This is a genomic window from Mannheimia cairinae, assembly GCF_028649535.1.
In the GTDB taxonomy this organism is placed as follows: domain Bacteria; phylum Pseudomonadota; class Gammaproteobacteria; order Enterobacterales; family Pasteurellaceae; genus Mannheimia; species Mannheimia cairinae.
The window spans coordinates 181,572-204,656 of sequence record NZ_JAQSJE010000008.1 but is presented as its reverse complement, the minus strand read 5'-3'; the positions used below and the strand labels follow the sequence as shown (position 1 = coordinate 204,656).

Annotated in this window: 24 protein-coding genes and 1 tRNA gene; 15 read left to right on the top strand and 10 right to left on the bottom strand. The window is 40.8% G+C overall.

Going from position 1 to position 23,085, the window contains the following annotated elements; all coding sequences use genetic code 11:
- Positions 1–80: 80 nt before the first annotated feature.
- The gene (locus tag PTQ27_RS08880) at positions 81–539 is read left to right on the top strand and encodes a hypothetical protein (protein WP_273748220.1); all 459 of its coding nucleotides are present in this window, start codon (positions 81–83) and stop codon (positions 537–539) included.
- 54 nt (positions 540–593) lie between these two features.
- On the opposite strand, the gene PTQ27_RS08875 is transcribed toward PTQ27_RS08880, so the two are convergent.
- The 6 genes from PTQ27_RS08875 to trpE form a co-directional block, all read right to left on the bottom strand.
- A tRNA-Asp gene (locus PTQ27_RS08875) sits at positions 594–670 on the bottom strand.
- A 96-nt stretch (positions 671–766) separates the two neighbouring features.
- The gene (locus PTQ27_RS08870) at positions 767–1,522 is read right to left on the bottom strand and encodes a class I SAM-dependent DNA methyltransferase (RefSeq protein ID WP_273748219.1); all 756 of its coding nucleotides are present in this window, start codon (positions 1,520–1,522) and stop codon (positions 767–769) included.
- Complete coding sequence (gene trpD / locus PTQ27_RS08865; RefSeq protein WP_273748218.1) at positions 1,523–2,521, bottom strand: anthranilate phosphoribosyltransferase; 999 nt, start codon at positions 2,519–2,521, stop codon at positions 1,523–1,525.
- A 19-nt stretch (positions 2,522–2,540) separates the two neighbouring features.
- Positions 2,541–2,927, bottom strand: coding sequence for a tautomerase family protein (locus PTQ27_RS08860; RefSeq protein WP_273748217.1), 387 nt, complete (start codon positions 2,925–2,927; stop codon positions 2,541–2,543).
- On the bottom strand, positions 2,920–3,510 hold the full coding sequence (locus PTQ27_RS08855; RefSeq protein ID WP_273748216.1) for an aminodeoxychorismate/anthranilate synthase component II: 591 nt from the start codon (positions 3,508–3,510) through the stop codon (positions 2,920–2,922). Before PTQ27_RS08855 ends, PTQ27_RS08860 begins: the two co-directional genes overlap by 8 nt.
- A gap of 9 nt (positions 3,511–3,519) precedes the next feature.
- Positions 3,520–5,094 carry an anthranilate synthase component I gene (trpE, locus tag PTQ27_RS08850; protein WP_273748215.1) on the bottom strand — a complete coding sequence of 525 codons (1,575 nt, stop codon included), beginning with the start codon at positions 5,092–5,094 and terminating at the stop codon, positions 3,520–3,522.
- 145 nt (positions 5,095–5,239) lie between these two features.
- Here trpE and PTQ27_RS08845 point away from each other — a divergent pair, with 145 nt between their 5' ends.
- The 3 genes from PTQ27_RS08845 to PTQ27_RS08835 all read left to right on the top strand — a co-directional run bounded on the left by PTQ27_RS08845 (position 5,240) and on the right by PTQ27_RS08835 (position 8,911).
- Positions 5,240–5,857 carry an L-threonylcarbamoyladenylate synthase gene (locus PTQ27_RS08845; RefSeq protein ID WP_273748214.1) on the top strand — a complete coding sequence of 206 codons (618 nt, stop codon included), beginning with the start codon at positions 5,240–5,242 and terminating at the stop codon, positions 5,855–5,857.
- A 73-nt stretch (positions 5,858–5,930) separates the two neighbouring features.
- On the top strand, positions 5,931–7,004 hold the full coding sequence (gene rluB / locus PTQ27_RS08840; protein WP_273748213.1) for a 23S rRNA pseudouridine(2605) synthase RluB: 1,074 nt from the start codon (positions 5,931–5,933) through the stop codon (positions 7,002–7,004).
- A gap of 131 nt (positions 7,005–7,135) precedes the next feature.
- On the top strand, positions 7,136–8,911 hold the full coding sequence (locus tag PTQ27_RS08835; RefSeq protein WP_273748212.1) for an SLC13 family permease: 1,776 nt from the start codon (positions 7,136–7,138) through the stop codon (positions 8,909–8,911).
- 71 nt (positions 8,912–8,982) lie between these two features.
- Here PTQ27_RS08835 and malQ read toward each other — a convergent pair whose 3' ends face one another.
- Both malQ and purD read right to left on the bottom strand, forming a co-directional pair.
- Positions 8,983–11,001, bottom strand: a complete 2,019-nt coding sequence (malQ, locus tag PTQ27_RS08830) for a 4-alpha-glucanotransferase (protein ID WP_273748211.1) — start codon at positions 10,999–11,001, stop codon at positions 8,983–8,985.
- Positions 11,002–11,171: 170 nt separating this feature from the next.
- Complete coding sequence (purD, locus tag PTQ27_RS08825) at positions 11,172–12,458, bottom strand: phosphoribosylamine--glycine ligase (RefSeq protein ID WP_273748210.1); 1,287 nt, start codon at positions 12,456–12,458, stop codon at positions 11,172–11,174.
- Positions 12,459–12,700: 242 nt separating this feature from the next.
- On the opposite strand from purD, the gene rpsF reads away from it, so the two are divergent.
- Genes rpsF through rplI form a run of 4 tightly spaced genes read left to right on the top strand, consistent with a single transcriptional unit; the run spans position 12,701 to position 14,091 of the window.
- Complete coding sequence (gene rpsF / locus PTQ27_RS08820; RefSeq protein WP_273748209.1) at positions 12,701–13,075, top strand: 30S ribosomal protein S6; 375 nt, start codon at positions 12,701–12,703, stop codon at positions 13,073–13,075.
- On the top strand, positions 13,050–13,424 hold the full coding sequence (gene priB / locus PTQ27_RS08815; RefSeq protein ID WP_273748208.1) for a primosomal replication protein N: 375 nt from the start codon (positions 13,050–13,052) through the stop codon (positions 13,422–13,424). The genes rpsF and priB overlap by 26 nt, the downstream gene beginning before the upstream one ends.
- Positions 13,399–13,626, top strand: a complete 228-nt coding sequence (gene rpsR, locus PTQ27_RS08810; RefSeq protein WP_005598105.1) for a 30S ribosomal protein S18 — start codon at positions 13,399–13,401, stop codon at positions 13,624–13,626. Before priB ends, rpsR begins: the two co-directional genes overlap by 26 nt.
- Positions 13,627–13,641: 15 nt before the next feature.
- A complete protein-coding gene (gene rplI / locus PTQ27_RS08805) occupies positions 13,642–14,091 on the top strand; it encodes a 50S ribosomal protein L9 (RefSeq protein ID WP_273748207.1) in 450 nt (149 codons plus the stop codon).
- A 54-nt stretch (positions 14,092–14,145) separates the two neighbouring features.
- Here rplI and dnaQ read toward each other — a convergent pair whose 3' ends face one another.
- The gene (dnaQ, locus tag PTQ27_RS08800) at positions 14,146–14,922 is read right to left on the bottom strand and encodes a DNA polymerase III subunit epsilon (RefSeq protein ID WP_273748206.1); all 777 of its coding nucleotides are present in this window, start codon (positions 14,920–14,922) and stop codon (positions 14,146–14,148) included.
- A gap of 143 nt (positions 14,923–15,065) precedes the next feature.
- On the opposite strand from dnaQ, the gene PTQ27_RS08795 reads away from it, so the two are divergent.
- On the top strand, positions 15,066–15,224 hold the full coding sequence (locus PTQ27_RS08795; protein ID WP_273748205.1) for a hypothetical protein: 159 nt from the start codon (positions 15,066–15,068) through the stop codon (positions 15,222–15,224).
- A gap of 76 nt (positions 15,225–15,300) precedes the next feature.
- On the opposite strand, the gene ettA is transcribed toward PTQ27_RS08795, so the two are convergent.
- Entirely contained in the window at positions 15,301–16,971 is a 1,671-nt protein-coding gene (gene ettA, locus PTQ27_RS08790) for an energy-dependent translational throttle protein EttA (protein WP_273748204.1), read from the bottom strand.
- A gap of 225 nt (positions 16,972–17,196) precedes the next feature.
- Here ettA and rsxA point away from each other — a divergent pair, with 225 nt between their 5' ends.
- From rsxA to rsxG, 6 genes are read left to right on the top strand one after another with little or no spacing between them, the layout of a single operon-like run.
- Positions 17,197–17,778 carry an electron transport complex subunit RsxA gene (rsxA, locus tag PTQ27_RS08785; protein WP_273748203.1) on the top strand — a complete coding sequence of 194 codons (582 nt, stop codon included), beginning with the start codon at positions 17,197–17,199 and terminating at the stop codon, positions 17,776–17,778.
- The gene (rsxB, locus tag PTQ27_RS08780) at positions 17,778–18,395 is read left to right on the top strand and encodes an electron transport complex subunit RsxB (RefSeq protein WP_273748202.1); all 618 of its coding nucleotides are present in this window, start codon (positions 17,778–17,780) and stop codon (positions 18,393–18,395) included. Before rsxA ends, rsxB begins: the two co-directional genes overlap by 1 nt.
- The gene (gene rsxC / locus PTQ27_RS08775; protein ID WP_273748201.1) at positions 18,382–20,733 is read left to right on the top strand and encodes an electron transport complex subunit RsxC; all 2,352 of its coding nucleotides are present in this window, start codon (positions 18,382–18,384) and stop codon (positions 20,731–20,733) included. The genes rsxB and rsxC overlap by 14 nt, the downstream gene beginning before the upstream one ends.
- A complete protein-coding gene (locus tag PTQ27_RS08770; protein ID WP_273748200.1) occupies positions 20,727–21,362 on the top strand; it encodes a trimeric intracellular cation channel family protein in 636 nt (211 codons plus the stop codon). The genes rsxC and PTQ27_RS08770 overlap by 7 nt, the downstream gene beginning before the upstream one ends.
- 44 nt (positions 21,363–21,406) lie before the next feature.
- Entirely contained in the window at positions 21,407–22,450 is a 1,044-nt protein-coding gene (gene rsxD, locus PTQ27_RS08765) for an electron transport complex subunit RsxD (protein WP_273748199.1), read from the top strand.
- Positions 22,450–23,082, top strand: a complete 633-nt coding sequence (gene rsxG / locus PTQ27_RS08760) for an electron transport complex subunit RsxG (protein WP_273748198.1) — start codon at positions 22,450–22,452, stop codon at positions 23,080–23,082. Before rsxD ends, rsxG begins: the two co-directional genes overlap by 1 nt.
- Positions 23,083–23,085 lie beyond the last annotated feature (3 nt).

Genomic DNA, 23,085 nt, shown 5'->3' with positions numbered 1-23,085 from the left:
AAATATGACCGCTTGCACACTCTAAGATTTTAGTTATCATAACACTAGTCATTTATTTGAGGGGATTTTTCGGAATTTATATGAATAGATTAAAATTGATGCTATTAGGTATGTTTGTGCTCGGCTTAACCGCTTGTAATTCACAATCGACAAAAATAGCAAAGCCTACACAGGTCGGTTATTTAAAAGACAATATTAGCCAAGCAGAATTAAATAATAGATTGAACTATAAAAGATATAGTTATTACTGCCATAATTTTGCAACGGGAGAGGCTTCTTATTTAGCAACTTATTTTCCGCTTTGGAAAGAAAGTCGTTTAAAAGATAATTTTGGCTTCTATTTTCAGTTAAATGGTGGTAAGGCTCAACCTTTTGATCATCTTGAAAATAAAGCGTTAAATATGGCAGCAACTCGTTTTGAAGTGCTTTATCGATCTTACTATCTTATTGAGGGGAGCTATGTGGATTTAAAAGCTAGAGAGCGTAGTTCGGTTTATTATAAAAACAACCTGCCTTGGTTAGAGTGTCGAGAAGGGTAAGGTGGTTACTCCAAATAGTAAAAAGCCTCTGATTTCTCAGAGGCTTAAATTTAGTGGCGGAACGGACGGGACTCGAACCCGCGACCCCCTGCGTGACAGGCAGGTATTCTAACCAGCTGAACTACCGCTCCGTACTGGTGCTTTGAATGATAGTGTTTTCATTCCCATAGTGCAAATTATTTTTTATAAATGATGTTTAATTGCTTGCAAAATAGCCATTTCTAACTTTATTTTTGCTTTTTAGCCTTAACAAAAAGTAGTGGCGGGCGATGTTGCAAATCTTTAAATTCATTATGCCACTCAGGCCGTGTTGCTAACATTGGCTCTTCAACTTGGCAAATTTTAAAAGCGGCTTGAATTAGCTGATTAAAGATGGTTGCCATTGTACGATGATAGGTTTTAAAAGGTTGTTGGAACCAACTTCTATCACGCTCGCCTTCATCTCGATAATAATTTAAGCGATAAGCGACTTGTTGTTTTTCCTCATTTTTTTCCCAACGGTAGCCTTCTTTATAGCAAGTTACAATCGGGTGTTCTTGCGAGAAAATAAGCGTACCGCAAGCGGTCATTTTAGCGGATATATTTGCAAGTAAAGTAGCGAAATCTTCAATATAGTGAAAAGCAAATGAGCTGGTAACAACATCAAAATTACTTTCTGCAATTTCACTTAATCGCTCCATTGGCAGGCAATAAAGCGAAAAATGCTCGCCTTTTTGCCATTGCGTAGAAAGCGTGTTTTCCGCTTGTTTAAGCATCAATTCAGATAAATCCAAACCGACTACTTTTTTTGCCCCGAGTGCCAAATAATGAGCTAAATGCACGCCTGTGCCACAGCCAAGATCTAATACGGTTTTCCCCGTTAAATCAGGCAGTAGTGAGAACATTGTTGGTTTTTCGACCACCTCATTCATACTAATCGGATTTTGGCGAAGCTGCTGGTAACGCTCAAAGAAAATCGGTGTGTCGTAAATACTTCTTTTCACTTATTGATAACTCGCCAGTTTCTGTAATGTGCTGAATGCTTTGCCAGAAGCAAGCACTTCTTTTACTTTTAACACGTTAGCTTTTAAATCGTTTTCTCCGAAAACCTTCATCAACAACGCTACATTTACTGCCACCGCATCAATATGAGCGACTTCTCCTTTGCCTTGTAAAATAGCGGTTACTTTTTCTGCATTTTCTGCAGGTTCTCCACCTTTTAAATCTTCGATACTATAGGTTGGAATGCCGAAATCTTCAGGGGTTAGAGTGTAATATGTAATAGTGCCGTTTTTAATTTCTGCGACTTGTGTTTCACCGTGAATGGCTACTTCATCCAAGCCGGTACCGTGTACCACAATAGAATGTTCACAGCCTAAGGTTTTGACAGTTTCGGCATAAACACTGACTAACTCAGGCGAATAGACCCCTAATAATTGACGCTTAGCGTGAGCTGGGTTTACCAAAGGCCCGAGAATATTGAAAATTGTACGAGTTTTTAACGCTTGGCGAACAGGGGCAGCATATTTAAAACCACCGTGATAGGTTGGGGCGAATAAAAAGCAAATACCTGCTTCATCAAGAGCAAGACGAGCGGTTTCAGGTGTTACGCCCACATTTATGCTTAAATGTGTTAAGACATCACTTGAGCCGGTTTTACTTGATACGCTACGGTTACCGTGTTTTGCAATTGGATAGCCCATAGTTGCGGCAACAATAGCACTGGTGGTAGAGATATTAATCGTATTATGTCCATCTCCCCCTGTGCCGACAATATCAGCAAAAGGGTAGTCTGGTGTTGGAAATGGATTAGCATTTTCAAGGGCTGCATTAGCTGCCCCTGCAATTTCTTCGACGGTTTCGCCACGTAATTTTAGGGCAATTAAGGCGGCGGCTAATTGCTCGTTTGAAAGATTGCCTTTTACCACTTCGCTAAAAAATGCTTTAGATTCAGCTTGGGATAAGGCTTGATTGGTAAATAATTTATCTAAAAGAGTTTGCATATTATATTCCCTTGTATTTCTAGCGATGTACTTGGTATTCCAAGTCAGTTGCTTCATTGCCTGTCATACCACGAAACCCCCAACAATGTTCTGGTTGTTCTTTAATGGTAATTTCAACATCAATAGGGGCAATTCCAACTTTTGAACTTAAGGCACTAAATAACCCTTTGATTAGACGTTTTTTTATCTGTTCGCTACGCCCTAGCATAAGGTTAATTTCAATCACAATAAAATCTTGGCTACGGTTAATTGGTGGATAGAAATTTTCTGACTCTAACAATTCAAAGCGTAAAGCGTGGCGTTGTTTTGGCACCCCTAAGCTCATTTCTAAACATTCAAAAATAACCTCGGCAATCTTTACTCGGCGGTCGGCTAATGTTTGCTTTAAACCATATACGCTAATCATTTTTTTCTCCTAACAACCATTCCACCGATTGTTTTAATAATTTAGTACCTTCTACCGTTAAAATAGATTCAGGGTGGAATTGAAAGCCACAAATCGGTAAAGTTTTATGGCGAATTGCCATTACAATATGCTCATATTTCGCATTCACGATAAATTCTTCTGGTAAATCATCGCCCATTAAAGAGTGGTAGCGAGCAACGGGCATCGGGTTGTTAATGCCAGCAAACATTGCTTGATTATCGTGCTCAATTCGAGACACTTTACCGTGTAGCACCGTGCCGGTATGCACCACTTTACCGCCAAAGGCTTCAATTAAAGCTTGGTGTCCTAAGCAGATACCAATCATCGGGACTTTATCTTTTAAACGGCGAATGACCTCTAACAGATTGCCCGCCTCGGCAGGATTACCTGGGCCTGGGGAAAGGGCGACCAAACAATCAGGGGTATTTACCGCTTTTTCTAAAAAATCCTCTAGCGGATAATCATTGCGGAAAATGGTTACCTTATGCCCTAATTCACGAAACTGATCGACTAAGTTGTAAGTAAAAGAGTCAAAATTATCAATAAAAAGAATATTAGCCATACTATGTCCTTATTTTACGCTTGCAGAGGCATTTACTTGTCCGATTGCTTTAAGCACTGCACGTGCTTTATGGCGAGTTTCATCGGCTTCTAATTGCGGATCTGAATCTAACACCTCGCCACAACCGGCTTGCACATAAGCAATACCGTTTTGTACGAAAGCAGAACGAATCACGATACAGGTATCTAAATTGCCGTCGGAAGTTAAATAACCCACCGCACCGCCGTAGCTATGACGTTTTTGTTGTTCAACTTGGTAAATCAGTTGCATCGCTTTGATTTTTGGAGCTCCTGTCAATGTTCCCATATTCATACAGGCTTGGTAAGCGTGCAGGGCATCAAGATCATTACGAAGTGTACCGATCACTCGAGAAACAAGGTGCATAATTTGCGAATAGCGGTCAATCTGCATTAAATCTACCACACGGCGAGTGCCGGACTCACTTACTCGAGCCACATCATTACGGGCGAGATCTACCAACATCAAATGTTCCGCCAGCTCTTTTTGATCTAAACGCAACTCTAATTCAAGGCGAGAATCAAGTTCAGGATCGATATTACCAAATTCATCAAAACCACGTGGGCGAGAACCTGCAATCGGGTAAATCTCTAATTGGCGATTTGTTTGTGAATATTTCAACGCACTTTCAGGCGATGCCCCAAACAGAGTGAAATTTTCCCCCTGCATAAAGAACATATAAGGGCTTGGGTTGTTGATTTTTAGCTGACGATAACTAGCCAGTGTATTCGGACAAGGCAAGCTAAAACGGCGAGACGGCACAATTTGGAATACATCGCCGATATTAATGTGATGTTTGAGCTTACGAATAATTTGCTTGAAATCTTCATCTTCAATATTCACGCTAGCTTCATCACTTGCCGTTAAGAGTGAAAGCGAAAGGGCATTTTCATCTAAATTTGCAAGATTTTCAGCAAATTTAACCGCTTGTTGGGTTAATGTTTCTTGCTCATTTGCATCAAAACAGAAGGTTTGTAAAAAGGCTTTTTCGGTTTGATGATCGATAGTTATTAACTGCTCGGCTAAATAGAAACTGTAGTCTGGGCAAGCTAAGCCGTCGTCTTGCAAACTGATATTTTCCATCGGAATGAAATTCGCCACTAAATCGTAACTAAATAAGCCCCCCAAATAGATAGGCGAATCCGCTTTTGCAAACAGGTTGCTTACTGTGCGTAAACCATCAAAAACAGTGGTGGTCTTGAGCTTGCTATCTTCATCTAAATGATTATTGATGTTTGGGAACTCTGCCTGCAAGCGGTCATTTTCTGCCGATTTTTTGCAAATTGGAGCAGGGTTTAATTGATTTAATGCAGTTTCAATAAAAGGTAAAACCGCTTTACCATTTTCAGTTAGAGCTTGGAAAGTAACGCTCTGTTTCTCACAAAAAATATGGAGTGCCGATTGAGCGAAAAGCAGGCTTTTTAAACTGTTTTTACTTTGAATTTCAGCCGAATCTAATAATAACGTGTGTGAACGTCCGCTACATAATGCGTGGTAAATTGTTGTTGTGTCCGCAATATAGGGTAGATCGGTTTGTGTAATTGTTAATTGAGATGATTTAGGCATAGCAAAATTCCGTTTATTTATTTTGTACTATTAAACTAGTACATTAAAAATAAGTCAAGAGGTTATTAAGATATTTATTAGTTATTCGACGAGATTGGTGTATAATCGGCACAGTTTTTACGCAATGCCTAGGCTTGAGGATAAAATGACGCAATTTTTTTATATTCACCCTGAAAATCCACAACAACGCTTGATTAACCAAGCGGTTGAGATTATTAAAAATGGCGGGGTAATTGTTTACCCGACTGACTCTGGCTATGCTTTAGGTTGTGCATTGGGCGATAAGCACGCAATGGATAGAATTGTAGGAATTCGTAAGTTGCCTGAAAATCACAATTTTACGTTGGTGTGTAGCGATTTATCCGAGCTTTCGACCTATGCGTTGGTAACAAATCAATCTTATCGCTTAATTAAAAATAATACGCCAAATCCATACACATTTATTCTGCCAGCAACCAAAGAGTTACCTCGTAGATTAATGACAAAACGTAAAACGGTGGGGATACGTGTGCCGGATAATGCGATTGCGTTAGCTCTAATTTCAGCGTTGGGCGAGCCGATTTTATCTTGCTCACTAATGCTACCAGATACCGAAATTACGGAATCTGATCCTGATGAAATTCGAGAGCATTTAGAGCATCGGGTGGATTTAATTATTCACGGTGGCTATTTAGGGCAACAACCAACTACCGTTGTAGATTTAACGGAGGATTCGCCAGTGATTATCCGTGAAGGTTCCGGCGACCCGACACCATTTAATTAAACATTTTTACGGTGGGTAAAAGCCCACCACTTGAATATATTCAGACGCTTGTGAAAGCGACAAAAGGAACTTTATGACAACTTTTCAAAAGAAACCTACCCAACATTCTCGTTCAGAACGAACAGCCAATCGTCCGAGCTTTAAAAAAGCCGATGAAAAATCAGAGCGTAAATTCGGCTCAAACAATGCTAAAGCAACAAAACCACAAAGACCAACGTCTAAACCGCTTGTGGCAAAAAATGTAAAAAAAGTAGAAAAACCGACCGCTAGTATCGCTGAAAATCAAGAGAAGAAAGCAAAAGTAGTGGGCGAAAAGCTACAAAAAATCTTGGCTCGTGCGGGGAGAGGCTCTCGCCGTGAATTAGAAGAGATCATTGCAGCAGGACGAGTAAGTGTGGACGGCAAAATCGCTACATTAGGCGACCGTGTACAAGTCAGTTCTTCGACTAAAATTCGTATTGACGGGCATTTAATAAACTTACTTCCAGCACAAAAAGAGATTTGTCGAGTGCTGATGTATTACAAACCAGAAGGCGAACTTTGCACACGTTCCGACCCAGAAGGACGAGCAACCGTATTTGACCGCTTACCTCGTTTAACAGGGGCTCGCTGGATTGCAGTTGGACGTTTAGATATTAACACCTCAGGTTTATTACTCTTTACAACAGACGGCGAATTAGCAAACCGTTTAATGCACCCAAGCCGTGAGGTTGAGCGTGAATATTCGGTGCGAGTGTTTGGTAATATTGACGATGCAATGTTACAACGCTTACGTAAAGGCGTTCAGTTAGAAGATGGCCCTGCAAACTTTAAACAGATTAAAACCGTAGGTGGTACAGGACTAAACCAATGGTTTGATGTAACCTTAACCGAAGGGCGTAATCGTGAAGTTCGCCGTTTATGGGAATCTCAAGGTGTTGAAGTTAGCCGATTAATTCGTATTCGTTACGGCAACATCAAGCTAGACAAAGGTTTACCACGTGGTGGTTGGGAAGAAATGGGGCTTGAACAAGTAAACTACTTACGAGAATTAGTTGGCTTACCAAAAGAAACCGAAACGAAGGTAGATGTGACTGCAAATCGCCGTCGCACCAATATTCGCCAAATTCGTAAAGCGGTAAAACAGCATCAAAAATATCGTGGTTAAGCAAAAGTAATTAAGAATAATACAGGGCTATAGGAACATTTTCTTATAGCCCTTTTTGTAATATTTAAAGACAAACACAATCGCTTGATTTATTATCAGAACGTTATTATTACTATTTATGGGGTATTTTTATGTCTTGGGACATTATCGCAACACTTGCAGTAACGGGCATTGCGGTATTTTTATTTGCAACCGAAAAAATGCGAATGGATGCAATCGCTATTTTAGTTTTATGTTCTTTAGTTGTATTAGGTCAAGTCGATGTTGGTGCGGCTCTCGATGGTTTTTCTAACTCTGCTACTATTGCAGTAACTGCAATGTTTGTATTAGCAGCAGGGTTACAAAACAGTGGTGCCTTAGATAGTATCGGGCGAATTCTAGGCAATGTAAAATCCCCGTGGTTATTTATTTTGGTGTTGTGTGGCATAAATGCGGTACTTTCCCCGTTTGTAAATAATACGGCTGTAGTTGCTGTATTAATTCCGATAGTTATTGCGGCCGCTCAAAATATTAATATGGCACCGTCTAAGGCATTAATTCCATTATCTTTTGCCTCACAAATGGCGGGAGTTTGTACCTTAATCGGAACATCTACCAATCTGCTAATTAATGCAATCGCTCAAAAACAAGGTCATTCTGGTTTTGGAATGTTTGAGTTTGCATCTCTTGGTATTATTTTCTTTGCAGTTGGTATTGTATATTTATTATTAACCAGCCGTTTTCTATTACCAGAATCGCACTTAGAGCTGGAACAAGAGGCGGGTTTCGGTAAATACGTAGCAGAATTAAAAGTGAATAAAGATTCGCCGTTAATTGGAAAAAGTACGACTGATTCGGGTTTAAATGAAGAATTTAATTTATTTACCATCGGTGTACTACGTGATGGCGAACGACTTTCTACCCCAAGTCATCAAGCATTGCAAAAACACGATATTTTATTATTGCGTGGTGAGTCGGAAGATCTGACCAAAGCGAGAGAAAAATATGGTTTGCATTATGTTGTATATGGTCGCCGTGCAAGCGATGATGATAATCTTAATGATGATTTAATGGTCTCAGAGATGATGATTTCGCCAACATCTCGTTGGATTGGTGGAACTATTCCGATTTTACAACAACGCTGGAATAAAAATGCAACAGTATTAGGTATTCAACGTCGTAGTAAAGTTATTCGAGAGCGTTTACGTGGCACAGCGTTTAAAATGGGCGATATTTTACTTTTAACCTTGCCAAAAGAAGATATGGAAACCTTGCGTAAAGATAAAGATTTCATTGTTTTGTCGTCTGATTTAGTGAAACCAGAGGATAACTGGCGAGGAAAATTTGCACTAGGTGTGATGGCATTAGTCGTTTTAGCGGCGGCTTTTGGTGTTGTCCCTATTGCAATAAGTGCGTTATTAGGGGCAGTTGCGATGTGCCTAGCTGGATGTTTAACAGCCGATGAAGCTTACCACGCTATTGATTGGAAGATTATTTTAGTTTTAGCTGGTTTATTACCGCTAGGGGAGGCAATGGCAAATAGTGGTGCCGCACAATTTATTGTTGATAATACCTTAGGTAAAGCAGGCGAATTTGGGCCTGTTGTGGTGCTTGCGGTGCTTTATTTATTAACGATGGTACTCACTGAGTTTATGAGTAATGCGGGGACTGCCGTATTATTAACACCAATTGCTGTTTCAACAGCAAAAATGCTCGGTGTAGATGCCTCTCCCTTTATTATTGCCGTAATGTTTGCAGCTGCAACAAGTTTTATGACACCTGTTGGTTATCAAACAAACACAATGGTCTATGCTGCGGGAGGCTATAAATTTACCGATTTTCTAAAAATAGGTTTGCCACTTAATTTATTATATTGGATTTTAGGGATTATTTTGATTCCGATTTTCTTCCCGTTTAATCCTGCTTAAGTAATATTTCAATATAAGCAACAAGCGGTTATTTTCTTGCAACATTTTGCAGAAAAATAACCGCTTGTGTTTTATAGTGTTTTACGGATTTGATGAATGTCATCAAGTAGTGTCTGAATGTCTTTATTGGCAAAAATCTCTTTAGTAGTTGCCGATAATTTTCTCCGCCAATTTGGATATTCCGTGCTGGTGCCTGGAATATTGACTGGCTCTAACATATTTAGCCAATCTTCAGGTTGAGTACCGAATAAGGCACTATTAGTGTGTGCTACATAGCGTTGCAGTTGATGGGTGAATTTTATTGTTACGCCCACTTCATTTGGTTCTAATGCCATCACGTTCTCAACAGCAGTGCGAATATTTAATCTATCGTAAGCACGCTCTTCTTTTAAGCTCCTCAAGACAGATTTACTTGGGTAAATATCATATTTTTCGCCAAGTTCAAAATCATAGTTTTTCCAATAACCTTGAATGGTTGGCAAATCGTGCGTACTCAACGTTGTCATCGCTTGATATGGGTAGTTCTCTAGAGGTTTATAACCGTTGCCTTCTTTTTCAAAATAGAAAATGTTGTAAGCCAAAATCCCTTTTTGTTCGAGCGATTCTAAAATCCCTTCCGGCACCGTACCTAAAGCTTCTGCAATAATTAAGCATTTATTTCGTTGGCTTTCGAGTGCCAAAATGGAGAGCATATCTTCAAGGGGATAACGCACATAAATGCCATCTTTTGCTGATTCGCCATTTGCTACCCACCACATACGGGCAAAGCCAAGAATGTGGTCGATGCGTAACGCACCGCAATGTTTCATATTTGCTCGTAATAAATCAATAAAGGGTTGATAGCCACGAGCCTGCAACGTGTGCGGATGCATTGGCGAAAGCCCCCAGCTTTGTCCGTTCGGGCCAAGCATATCAGGCGGTGCACCAATAGAGGCATCTTGCACAAACAAGGTTTTATCCGCCCAAGTTTCTGCGCCATTATTGGTAACACCCACGGCTAAATCCCGATAAAAACCAATTGGCATATCAAGCGATTTGGCAAAATGATTGCACTCTTCCAGTTGCTGAAGAGCGAGAAATTGCAGCCACATATAAAATCGGATTAATTTAGCCTGTTTTTGCTGAAATTCGATGACTGTTGGCGAATGGTAATCTTGATAGTCTTCCGCCCAAGTCGTCCAACCGCCTTTTTCGCTGGATTGTTCAGAAATCCATTGGTGTAAGGCATCAAAAGTTGTTTGAATTTTTAAAGATTCGCCAGACTCTTGAATAAAAGCCTCAAACTCAGATTGAGAACTAAGTGAAAATTGCTCAAATGCAAGGGAAAGAGCCTGTAATTTTAAGGATGTTACTTGGCTATAATCCACATAATCTAAGGCTCTTAGTTCAGTAAGTTTCTGTTGAATGTTAGGCGAATGGAACCATTGTTGGGCTTTTTCCGATTGTTGGAATGCCTCAACTGCATTGACATCAATATAAATGATATTTTGCCATAAACGAGAAGAGGGGCTGTAAGGGCTTGCTGCCTCAGGATCGGCAGGAAATAATGCGTGAATTGGGTTAAGTCCAACAAAATCTGCACCTTGTTTTACAATTTTGGCTAAAAATTGTTTTAAATCGCTAAAATCCCCAATTCCCCAGTTTTGGTTGGAGCGAAGGGTATAAAGTTGTAGAAAGGCTCCCCACAATTTTTTTTGCTCTTTGATTAACTTGGGCTGAAAGGCTTTTTCGGGCGTAACAATCAATGCACAACTTTCTGTGATGTTACCTGTGTTAATTGAAAGTGTGTGGTAGCCTAAAGGTAAATTTTGTGGAAGTGGTAAAACAGTCTCTTCTAACGTTACCTCTCCTTGCAAATTACTGCCATTTTCAAGCGTGATTTGCCATTGAGCAACAGTGGGATTTGCAAAAAAAAGCGGAATTTCAACCGCTTGTTGTTCAGTAATCACTTTTACAAGCGGTAGAATTTGATTATTTTTTTGCAAGTGGTTTTCGCAATTTAGAATTTTCTCAATTTTTTCAAAAGCCGTGGGGTTGGCATATTCTTTGATGTTAGGATCGTAAAAATAGTGGCTAATGGTTGATAACATTTGTATTCCTTAGGTGATTTTTTTGTATTTTTCTAGTAATAGAATAATAAAATTTTCCTAAAGAATAAAATAAAAAGATCTAACTTAAATAGATTTTATAATGTTATTTAAATCAAAAATAAAATAAAGGCATACAATCTCACTTTGTATGCCTTTTTGTAATGTTCAAACTAGTTAGCTTGCTCTCTTGCAACAGCTCGGTAGCCAATATCTCGGCGGTAGAATTTGCCTTGCCATTGAATTTGTTCTGCTAGTTTTAAAGCCTGTTGCTGAGCTTCAAACACACTGTTGCCAAGCGCAGTTGCACAAAGTACGCGTCCGCCGTTAGTAACTAGTTTCCCATCTTTTTGTTCAACACCGGCTAAGAAGACTTTTTGAGTAGCGGTTTGTGCAGGAATACCCGTGATTTCATCATTTTTACGATAATCGCTAGGGTAGCCTTCTGCTGCAAGCACAATGCCTAATGCGGCTTGTTCGCACCATTTTGACTGAATAGTATCTAATTTACCTTCGCACGCTTTTAAGCATAATTCGACTAAATCTGACTCTAAACGCATCATAATCGGTTGAGTTTCAGGATCGCCAAAGCGGCAGTTAAATTCAATTACTTTGGGCTGTCCATTTGGCATAATCATTAAGCCTGCGTATAAGAACCCTGTGTAAGGGTTATTTTCAGCAGCCATTCCACGCACTGTTGGGTAAATAACTTCTTCCATCACTCGAGCGTGAATTTCAGGTGTAACGACAGGAGCAGGGGAGTAAGCACCCATTCCGCCTGTGTTCAAGCCAGTATCATTTTCACCAACACGTTTGTGATCTTGAGATGTTGCCATTGGCTCAACGTTTTTGCCGTCCACCATTACAATAAAGCTTGCTTCTTCACCATCTAAAAATTCTTCAATCACTACACGGCTACCGGCATCGCCAAAAGCATTGCCAGAAAGCATATCACGCACTGCATCTTCCGCTTCTTGTAATGTCATTGCAACAATCACACCTTTTCCTGCTGCCAGCCCATCTGCTTTAATAACAATAGGTGCGCCTTTTTCTTTTAAATAAGCAAGAGCGGGTTCAACTTCGGTAAAGTTTTGGTATTCTGCAGTTGGAATATTATGACGAGCTAAGAAATCTTTTGTGAATGCTTTTGAACCTTCTAATTGGGCGGCTGCTTGAGTCGGACCAAAGATTTTTAAGCCGTTAGCACTGAATGCATCAACTACACCAGCAACTAAAGGAGCTTCAGGGCCAACAATGGTGAGTCCTACATTGTTATTCTTAGCAAATGTAACTAATGCGGGTAAATCTGTGCCTGAAATGGCAATATTTTCAATACCGTTTTCTGTTGCAGTGCCTGCATTGCCTGGGGCGACAAATACTTTTTCTGCTAAAGGCGATTGGCGAACTTTCCAAGCTAAAGCGTGTTCACGGCCACCGTTACCGATGATTAAAATATTCATTTGGATTCCTTATAAATTAATAAAGCAAACGTTTGCGTATTGTACTTTATTCTTCACCACAAATAAATATAAAAACAAGCGGTTGTTTTTATGCGATTTTTTGCAAGAATGGCAAATCTTGCTTGCAAAATATGCTTTTTTCAGTATAATCCTGCCGTTCAGTCACATCCGTTTTTTAATCCTTGCTTCCACAAGCTGGTGACTGGCTAACGTTGGAGGCTGCTAACCCGTAAGGATAGTCAATGCGTCACTACGAAATCGTTTTTATGGTTCACCCGGACCAAAGCGAACAAGTACCAGCAATGATTGAGCGTTACACAGCATCTGTTAAAGAAGCTGGCGGTCAAGTTCATCGCTTAGAAGATTGGGGTCGTCGTCAATTAGCATACCCAATCAACAAACTTCACAAAGCACACTACGTGTTAATGAATGTAGAAGCACCTCAAAGTGTAATCGACGAGTTAGAAACTAACTTCCGTTATAACGATGCAGTTCTTCGTAACTTAATCGTTCACACTAAAGTTGCAGTAACAGAAGCTTCTCCAATGGCAAAAGCTAAAGAAAGCAAAGTTACTGAAGCGGTAGCTGAAGTTGAATCAGAGGAAGCAGGCGAGTAATTCGCCAGTTGATAATTGTTTAACCTTAAGTGGCACAGTTTCCACATTGGTTAAGCAAAGCCGAAGCCCTCTTGGTATTCCGACTTACAGTTTTTGGTTAGAACATCGTTCAACACAAACAGAAGTTAATTTAGAACGCCAAGCGTGGTGTAAAATCCAAGTGATTTTAGCAGGCAATCAATTTAGTTATTTAACCCAACAAATTAAGCTCGGTGAGAAAGTAAGAGTACAAGGTTTTATCCATACTCACAAAGACTACAACGGTTTAAACCAGTTAGTTTTACACACCGAACAAATTGAATTTATAGATCAGGAGAAGCCAAATGGCACGTTATTTCCGTCGTCGTAAGTTCTGCCGTTTCACAGCGGAAAATGTTGTTGAAATCGATTACAAAGATATCGCTACATTAAAGAACTACATTTCTGAAAGCGGCAAGATTGTTCCTAGCCGTATTACTGGTACTCGTGCGAAGTATCAACGTCAATTAGCTCGTGCAATCAAACGCGCTCGCTACCTTGCGTTACTTCCATATACTGATAACCACCAATAATCAGGAGAGAGTACAATGCAAGTTATTTTATTAGACAAAGTTGCTCACTTAGGTTCTGTGGGCGACCAAGTAACAGTTAAATCTGGTTTTGCTCGTAACTTCTTAATCCCACAAGGTAAAGCAGTTATGGCAACTAGCCAAAACATTGCTCACTTTGAAGCTCGTCGTGCTGAATTAGAAGCGAAAGCAGCAGAAGCATTATCAGCAGCACAAGCTCGTGCAGCTAAAATTGCTGAAATTGCAACAGTATCTGTATCTGCAACAGCAGGTGAAGATGGTCGTTTATTCGGTTCTGTGTCAGCAAAAGATATCGCTGATGCATTAACTGCAGCAGGTGTTGAAGTTGCTAAACCTGAAGTTCGTTTAGGTGAAGGCCCACTTCGTACAACTGGCGAACACGAAGTTAAAGTTCACTTACATCCGGAAGTGAATGCAGTTGTTACTGTAAACGTAGTTGCTGAATAATCAGTAGATTGCTAAAAAACCCAGCTCTTGGCTGGGTTTTTTGTTTTTTTAGAATTAGTTTAGTGTTTCAGTATCTTCTGTTAGTGGTTTTGTCCAAAGGCAATTCCCTTTAGATTTCTTATCAATTAATTTTAATAAAGCCAAATGAGCCTCTTCTTCTTCCTCTGTCGCTTTTAAAATAACCGCATCATTAATATCTAAAGCAATATTGGAAAAATGCTCTTCAGCATAAGCAGAGCTGGAATTATTATTTGTTTCTTCTTCACCTAATAATGAGATTTGACCGCCTGTCATCATTAAGAAAACATCAGCTAAAATCTCCGCATCCAGTAACGCACCGTGAAGAACACGTTTACTATTATCAATACCTAGGCGATCACAAAGGGCATCTAAATTATTACGCTTACCCGGGTACATTTTACGAGCCATCTGCAGGCTGTCGGTAACTGTACACATTTCGGCAGTTTTAGCTGGCGGGTTAGGTAGATAAGAAAACTCTTGATCCATAAATGCCACGTCGAAGGGGGCGTTATGGATAATCAGTTCCGCACCTTTGATAAATTCCAAAAACTCATCAGCAATTTCAGCAAATATAGGTTTATCTTGTAAAAATTCATTGGTAATACCGTGAACTTGAATAGCCTCTTCTTCAACCTCTCTCGGTGGTTTGATATAGACGTGATAAGTACGTCCAGTCAAACGGCGGTTAACCACTTCAACAGCACCAATTTCAATAATATTATGCCCAATTTGTGGTGGGCCACCTGCCATATTCATACCAGTGGTTTCAGTATCGAGTACTACTTGGCGGATAATGACTTGCTCACTCATATTATTCCTTTGAATTATAAAAAGACAATAATAGCTTTTATAAAGCTTATAATGGAAAATGCCTTAATAAAAATATGGATATTAAATTTTGTTTAATATAAAATAATATCAAGAATTATTTTTATTTATTAAGGAGTTTAATTATGAAAAAAACAACAAAACTTTTAGCCTCTATCGCAGTTGCTGTTATGCTGACAGCTTGTACTGGGATTCGTGGGCACGATGGTTCAGGCCCTGTTTGTAAAAACGCTACATTTATGGGAATTTCCATTATTGAAGCAGTTTCACCTTGTAAAAAATAAAGTTTATTAATTGCTTGAACATTTTATATAAAAGCTCAAATCTAATATTGATTTGAGCTTTTATTATATGTGGATATTACTTAGCAATCCGTTTATATTTCACACGGTGCGGTTGAGTAGCAGCCTCGCCGAAAGTTTTCTTCTTCCATTCTTCGTAATCAGAGAAGTTGCCTTCGTAGAAAGTGACTTTTCCTTCATCGCCGTAGTCTAAAATATGGGTGGCGATACGGTCTAAGAACCAGCGGTCGTGGGAAATAACCATTGCACAGCCCGGGAACTCTAAGATCGCATTTTCTAATGCACGTAAGGTTTCTACGTCAAGATCGTTGGTCGGTTCGTCCAATAACAGTACGTTACCGCCACGTTGCAAGAGTTTCGCTAAGTGTAAACGACCACGCTCACCACCAGATAATTCGCCAACACGTTTTTGCTGATCGACACCTTTGAAGTTGAAGCGACCCACATAAGCACGGCTTGGAATTTCAAAGTTACCGATAGTTAAAATATCTTGTCCGTTAGACACTTCTTCCCACACGGTTTTCTTATCGTCCATCGCATCACGGAATTGATCCACCGAGGCTAACACAACAGTTTCCCCCATCACGATTGAACCGCTATCTGGCTGTTCTTGCCCTGAAAGCATACGGAATAAGGTTGATTTACCTGCACCGTTTGCCCCGATAATCCCCACAATCGCCCCTTTCGGTATGCTGAAAGAGAGATCGTCGATTAAAGTGCGGTCGCCATAAGATTTGGTCAGATTTTGTACTTCAATCACTTTATCCCCTAAGCGTGGGCCAGGTGGAATAAAGAGTTCGTTGGTTTCGTTACGTTTTTGATATTCGCCACTGTTAAGTTCATCAAAGCGTGCCATACGGGCTTTGCTTTTCGCCTGACGACCTTTCGGATTTTGGCGAACCCATTCCAACTCTTTCTCAATGGATTTTTGGCGAGCAGATTCCGCTGCTTGTTCTTGGGCTAAACGTTTCTCTTTTTGTTCTAACCAAGAAGAGTAGTTACCTTCCCAAGGAATACCTTCACCACGGTCAAGCTCTAAGATCCAACCAGCAACATTATCTAAGAAATAACGGTCGTGGGTAATTGCCACCACAGTGCCTTCGTAGTCGTGTAAGAAACGCTCTAACCACGCCACCGATTCTGCATCTAAGTGGTTGGTTGGCTCGTCTAACAACAACATATCCGGTTTTTCAAGTAATAAGCGACAAAGTGCCACACGGCGACGTTCACCACCTGATAAATGCTCAATTTTAGCGTCCCAATCAGGTAAACGCAGAGCATCGGCTGCACGCTCTAATTGGTTATCTAAGTTATGACCGTCGTGAGCTTGAATAATCGCTTCAAGGTTAGCTTGCTCGGCCGCTAATTTATCGAAATCGGCATCAGGGTCGGCATAAAGTGCATAAACTTCATCTAAGCGAGTTAATGCACCTTTTACTTCCGCTACCGCTTCTTCAATCGCTTCACGCACGGTTTGTTGCGGATCTAATTTGGGCTCTTGTGGAAGATAACCGATTTTAATCCCCGGCTGAGGACGAGCTTCCCCTTCAAACTCTTTATCTACACCCGCCATAATGCGTAATAAAGTAGATTTACCCGCACCGTTTAAACCTAAAACCCCGATTTTCGCACCAGGGAAGAAACTTAAAGAAATATCTTTAAGAATATGACGCTTCGGCGGCACAACTTTGCCGACACGGTGCATCGTATAAACAAATTGAGTTGACATTTTTATAATTCCTCACAAAAAAATTCGCCTTATTTTACTTGAATTTGACATCAAAATATAGGGAACTTTTTAGCCTCAACAACTACCTCGGATTTTTTATTGTGAATGAACTCAAAACAAGGGATAATATAACGCTATTTTGAATTTATTTGGTTTTACAAGCGGTCAGATTTTTTGAAAATTTTGCAATATATTCAACCGCTTGTTTCTTAGTTTCGTGGATTTATGGTCGATTATATTCTATTAATTATCAGTACCGCTTTAATTAACAACTTTGTCCTAGTCAAGTTCTTAGGGCTTTGTCCGTTTATGGGTGTGTCGAAAAAAGTAGAAACCGCAATCGGAATGGGGTTAGCCACCACATTTGTTTTAACGGTTGCCTCACTTTCTGCTTATTTGGTTGAAACTTATCTGCTGATTCCGTTAAATGCCCAGTTTTTACGAACGTTGGTATTTATTTTGGTGATTGCGGTAATTGTTCAGCTAACAGAAATGATCGTGCATAAAACCAGCCCGACACTTTATCGCTTACTCGGTATCTATTTACCGCTGATTACCACCAACTGTGCAGTGCTGGGGGTCGCATTATTAAATGTGAACTTAGCCAATAATCTCGTGGAATCAGTGCTTTATGGCTTTGGAGCAGCCGCAGGTTTCTCTTTAGTTTTAGTCTTATTTGCAGCACTGCGTGAGCGGTTAGTGGCTGCTGATGTGCCTCGTCCGTTTCAAGGTGCTTCTATCGCTTTAATTACCGCAGGGCTAATGTCGCTTGCCTTTATGGGCTTTACAGGATTGGTGAAACTCTAATGCTAGATCTCCCAATTATTGCTTATATCCTTATTGCTATTGCTGTTATCGCACTGATTTTCGGGGCGATTTTAGGCTATTCTTCAATCAAGCTTAAAGTTGAATCCGACCCGATTGTCGATCAAATTGATGCCTTATTGCCCCAAAGCCAATGCGGGCAGTGTGGCTACCCAGGTTGCAAACCTTATGCTGAGGCGATTGCCAATGGCGATGTGATTACAAAATGTGTGCCAGGCGGTCAGCCATTAGTGGTAAATTTAGCGGAATTACTTGGGGTGGAAGTGCCGGCGATGGACGGAATTGAAGAGCCTGAGACTAAAGTTGCATTTATATATGAAGATATGTGTATCGGCTGCACCAAGTGTATTCAAGCTTGCCCTGTTGATGCTATTGTCGGCACCAATAAAGCAATGCACACCATTATTCCTGATTTATGCACGGGCTGTGAATTATGTGTCGCCCCTTGCCCGACTAACTGTATTGAAATGATTCCGATAAAACAAACAACAAAATCTTGGAATTGGCAATTCGACCAAAATTTAATTATTCCTGTCGTGAATACGACCGAATTACAGAAAAAAATAGTTACCGGCGGAGGCAAAAATGAGCACTCCTAATTTAGTGATTGAACGAATCCGCCAAAATAAAGAAACCGGTAAACTGTGGCAATTCCCGGGTGGGATTCACCCAATGGAAAACAAAAGCCAATCAAACAGTAAGCCGATTCGCCGTTTAAATTTACCGAAATATTTTTATGTGCCGGTTGTGCAACATTCGGGCTGGGCAGGCGAATTACAAGTTAAAGCGGGCGATTTCGTCTTAAAAGGGCAACAGCTTACTAAAGGTGATAACTACCGCCAATTACCTGTGCATAGCCCAACATCGGGGCAGGTGATCGGAATTGAGCCTTACCCTTCGGCACACCCTTCCGGCTTGCCAGAAGTCACGATAATTATTGAAACAGACGGCAAAGATAAATGGATTGAACGTCAGCCGATTGAAGATTTTTTAAGCCTAACAAGCGATCAAATTATCCAAAAAGTTTACCAATACGGCATTGCAGGGTTGGGGGGAGCCGTATTCCCAACCGCCTCTAAATTAGGCTTAGCTGATAAGCGTTGTAAATTACTGATTATCAACGGGGCAGAATGCGAGCCTTATATTACTTGCGATGATCGCTTAATGCAGGATTACACCCACGAGTTAATTGAGGGGATTCGCATTTTACGCTACGTTCTTCGCCCAGAAGAGGTGGTCATTGCGGTTGAAGATAATAAACCGAAAGCAATTAAAGCCTTAACCAAAGCCCTTAAAGGCTCAAATGATATGTTTGTGCGGGAAATTCCGACCAAATATCCTTCAGGGGCGTCAGATCAATTAGTGCAAGTTTTAACCGGTTTGGAAATTCCGGCGGGGCAACGTACCATTGAAATGGGTATTGTAATGCACAATGTCGGTACCGCTTTTGCGGTTAAACGAGCAATTATTGATGATGAGCCGTTAATTGAACGGGTGGTAACGCTTACCGGCGATAAAATTCGCAATAAAGGCAATGTGTGGGCGAGATTAGGTACCCCGATTCAGCACTTGCTAGAACAAGTCGATTACCAAGCGGATAAGCGTTTCCCTGTCTTTTTTGGCGGGCCGATGATGGGCTTTATTCTACCTTCTCTACAAGCCCCAATTACCAAAACGGCAAACTGCTTAATTGCCCCTGATCACTTTGAATATGCACCGCCTGAACCGGAACGAAACTGTATTCGTTGCTCAAGTTGTTCCGATGCTTGCCCTGTCGGGTTATTACCGCAACAACTTTATTGGTTTGCTCGGGCGGAAGATCACGATAAATCGAAAGAGTATCACTTAGATGCGTGCATTGAGTGTGGTGTTTGTGCCTATGTTTGCCCAAGCTACATTCCGTTAATTCAATATTTCCGCCAAGAAAAAGCAAAAATTGCTGAAGTGGAAGAAAAAGCACGTAAAGCGGAAGAGGCAAAAATCCGCTTTGAGGCACGTGAGGCTCGCCTGCAAAAAGAAAAAGAGGCACGTACCGCACGTATTACACAAGCGGCAGAAAAACGTCGTGAAGAAATGGCAAAACAGCAGGGCGAAGATCCGGTGCAAGCTGCTTTAGCCCGTATAAAAGCGAAGAAAACCGAAGAAACGGCAACAGAAATTCACGCTAAAGCCAATGGCGAGCCGGATAATAGCGAGTTAATGGCACAACGTCGAGCCAGACGTTTAGCTAAACAGGCTGAACAAACGGAAATGGTAGGTACAGAAAGCAACGAAACACCGAAAGCAACCGAGGCTGACTCGAAAAAAGCAGCCGTTGCAGCGGCTCTTGCCCGAGCTAGAGCTAAGAAAGAGGCACAAGGCTCTCAACAAGCGGTTGAAAAATCGGAAAATATTACAAATTCGGAACAAGCAAAAACGAGTGAAGAAACTGAGCCGAGAAAAGCCGCCGTTGCCGCAGCCCTTGCTCGAGCCAAAGCGAAAAAAGAGGCTCAGCTAAGTTCTCAATCAGGCTCTCAACAAGCGGTTGAAAAATCGGGAAATATTACAAATTCGCAACAAGCAAAACCAAGTGAAGAAATTGACCCGAGAAAAGCAGCGGTTGCAGCAGCACTTGCTCGAGCTAAAGCGAAAAAAGAGGCTCAATTAGCTTCTCAACAAGCGGTTGAAAAATCGGAAAATCTTGCTGATTCGCAAGAAGAAAAACAGAGTGAAGAAATTGATCCTAGGAAAGCAGCTGTTGCTGCAGCCTTAGCCCGAGCCAAAGCAAAAAAAGAGGCTCAGCTAGGTTCTCAACAAGCGGTTGAAAAATCGGAAAATCTTGTAAATTCGCAACAAGTAAAACCAAGCGAAGAAATTGATCCAAGAAAAGCAGCGGTTGCCGCAGCAATCGCTCGTGCAAAAGCGAAGAAAGAAGCTAAACAGGGGGATAAATGTTAAGCCAGCTTATCCCACCCTTGCCTTGGTCGTTCCTATTTGTGCAAGATCTGATTGGCACGATAGTATTTGCGATTTCTGGGGCGATTGCTGCTCGTCAGCACAAAATGGATATCTTCGGAATGTTTATTTTGGCATTCGTAACTGGTGTGGGCGGTGGTACCTTGCGAGATATGATGATAGGCTCAACACCTGTGTTTTGGATGAAACAGCCGATTTATGTGCTGATGATTAGTTTAGCGGTGCTGATTACCGCCATTTTCCGCAACCAAATTTCTCGTAAAAGCTGGCAAACGGGATTACTCGTGTTTGATGCGATTGGTCTGGGGGTATTTACCGTTATCGGTGTGCAAAAAGGCTTAGATTTCGGACTGCACCCACTTATCTGTGTGGCTCTTGGCGGGGTAACAGGCTGCTTTGGCGGTTTGATTCGTGATATTTTACGCAACGAAGTGCCGATTATTCTGCAAAAAGAAGTTTATGTTACGGCAAGCCTTGTCGGCGGTGTGATTTTCGTATTGGCAAACTCATTTGGCGTGGACAGCGACTGGGTTTATCTTGCAACTGTGTTTACCGTGATTATTATCCGCCTGCTTGCAATTCGCTTTAATTTGAATTTACCGAAGCTCTAACAAGCGGTCAGTTTTTTGCAATTTTTTACAAAAAGGTTTTATCAATGTTTAAAATGGTCAGTTCCCCCCATACACATTCAAGCAATTTAACCGCAAACTTTATGTTGTGGGTCATTGCGATGATGTTACCTGCTTTTGGGGTACAGATTTACTATTTTGGGTTTGGGGTGTTAATTCAAACCTTGCTTGCCGTTTCATTGGCGATTGTGATTGAAATCGGCGTTGCAAAATTACGCAAAAAAACGACCGCTTTCTATCTGGCAGATTTATCGGGCATTTTAACCGCATTGATTCTTGCGATGTCGATTCCGCCCTATGCTCCTTATTGGATTGTGGTGATTGGCGTAATTGTTGCCTTATTACTGGCAAAACACAGCTACGGCGGATTAGGGCAGAACTTGTTTAACCCAGCAATGGTAGGCTATGCGTTATTGTTGGTTTCTTTCCCGGTTCAGATGACCTCTTGGATGGTGCCTATCCATTTATTAAGTGAACCCCCGACTTTTGCCGATGCAATGTCGCTGATTTTTAAAGGGGTAAGCACTGATGGATTTAGCGTTTATCAATTAGTGAATAGTGTCGATGGCATTGCTTCGGCAACCGTTTTAGACGCAGCAAAAATAGCTAAACCACTTAGTCGTTTAGAATTTGATTTGCTATTTGGGGATGTTTTTTTACGAGGTTGGTGGCAGGTTAATTTTGCTTTCTTACTCGGCGGTGTTTTTTTGATTTATAAGAAGATTGTTCATTGGCAAATTCCTATCGCAATGCTCGGAACTTTTGTGATTTTTAGCGGAATAACCGATTTGGTTAGTGATAGCTCGTGGTCTATGCCGTTGCATTTATTCAGCGGTGCGATGATGTTTGGAGCCTTTTTCATCGCAACTGATCCTGTTACCGCCTCTATTACCCCTCGTGGTAAATTGATTTTTGGCGGTTTGATTGGTTTGCTGGTTTACTTAATTCGTTATTATGGCAATTACCCGGATGCAATCGCATTCTCTGTTTTATTAGCAAATATCTGTGTGCCGTTAATCGATCACTACACACAGCCAAGACTATACGGCACAAGGTTGGATAAACGATAATGAATACTTCAAAAATTACCGTAAAATATGCCTTGATTTTAGGCGTAATCGCCCTATTTTGTACTGCTATTTCAACTGGTGTTTATTTATTAACAAAAGGGCGAATTGATAGTGTAATGGCAGAACAACAGAAAAAATTATTAGAAGAAGTCGTGCCAAAAACATATTTTGATAACGACTTGCTGGCTAGCTGTAAAGCAATTCAACTTGAAAATGCCCCTTATTTAAACCGCATTTATATTGCAAAAAAATCTGAAAAAATAACCGCTTATGCCATTCAAAGCACTGCTCCGGACGGCTATTCTGGCAATATCGTTTTATTAACGGGAATCGAGCCAAACGGCAATGTTTTAGGCGTGCGGGTATTGCAACACCAAGAAACCCCGGGGCTAGGCGATAAAATTGAAACTCGTGTTTCTAACTGGATTTTAAACTTCAGCAATAAATTATTCAGTTTAGAAAACGAAGTAGATTGGAAAGTGAAAAAAGACGGCGGTCAGTTCGACCAATTTACCGGTGCAACCATTACCCCTCGTGCGGTGGTTAATAATGTTCGCCAAAGTGCAAAATGGGTAATAACCGAACTTGAACAAACCCCAACAATGCTTGAGCAATTTGAATCTTGCAAATAATCG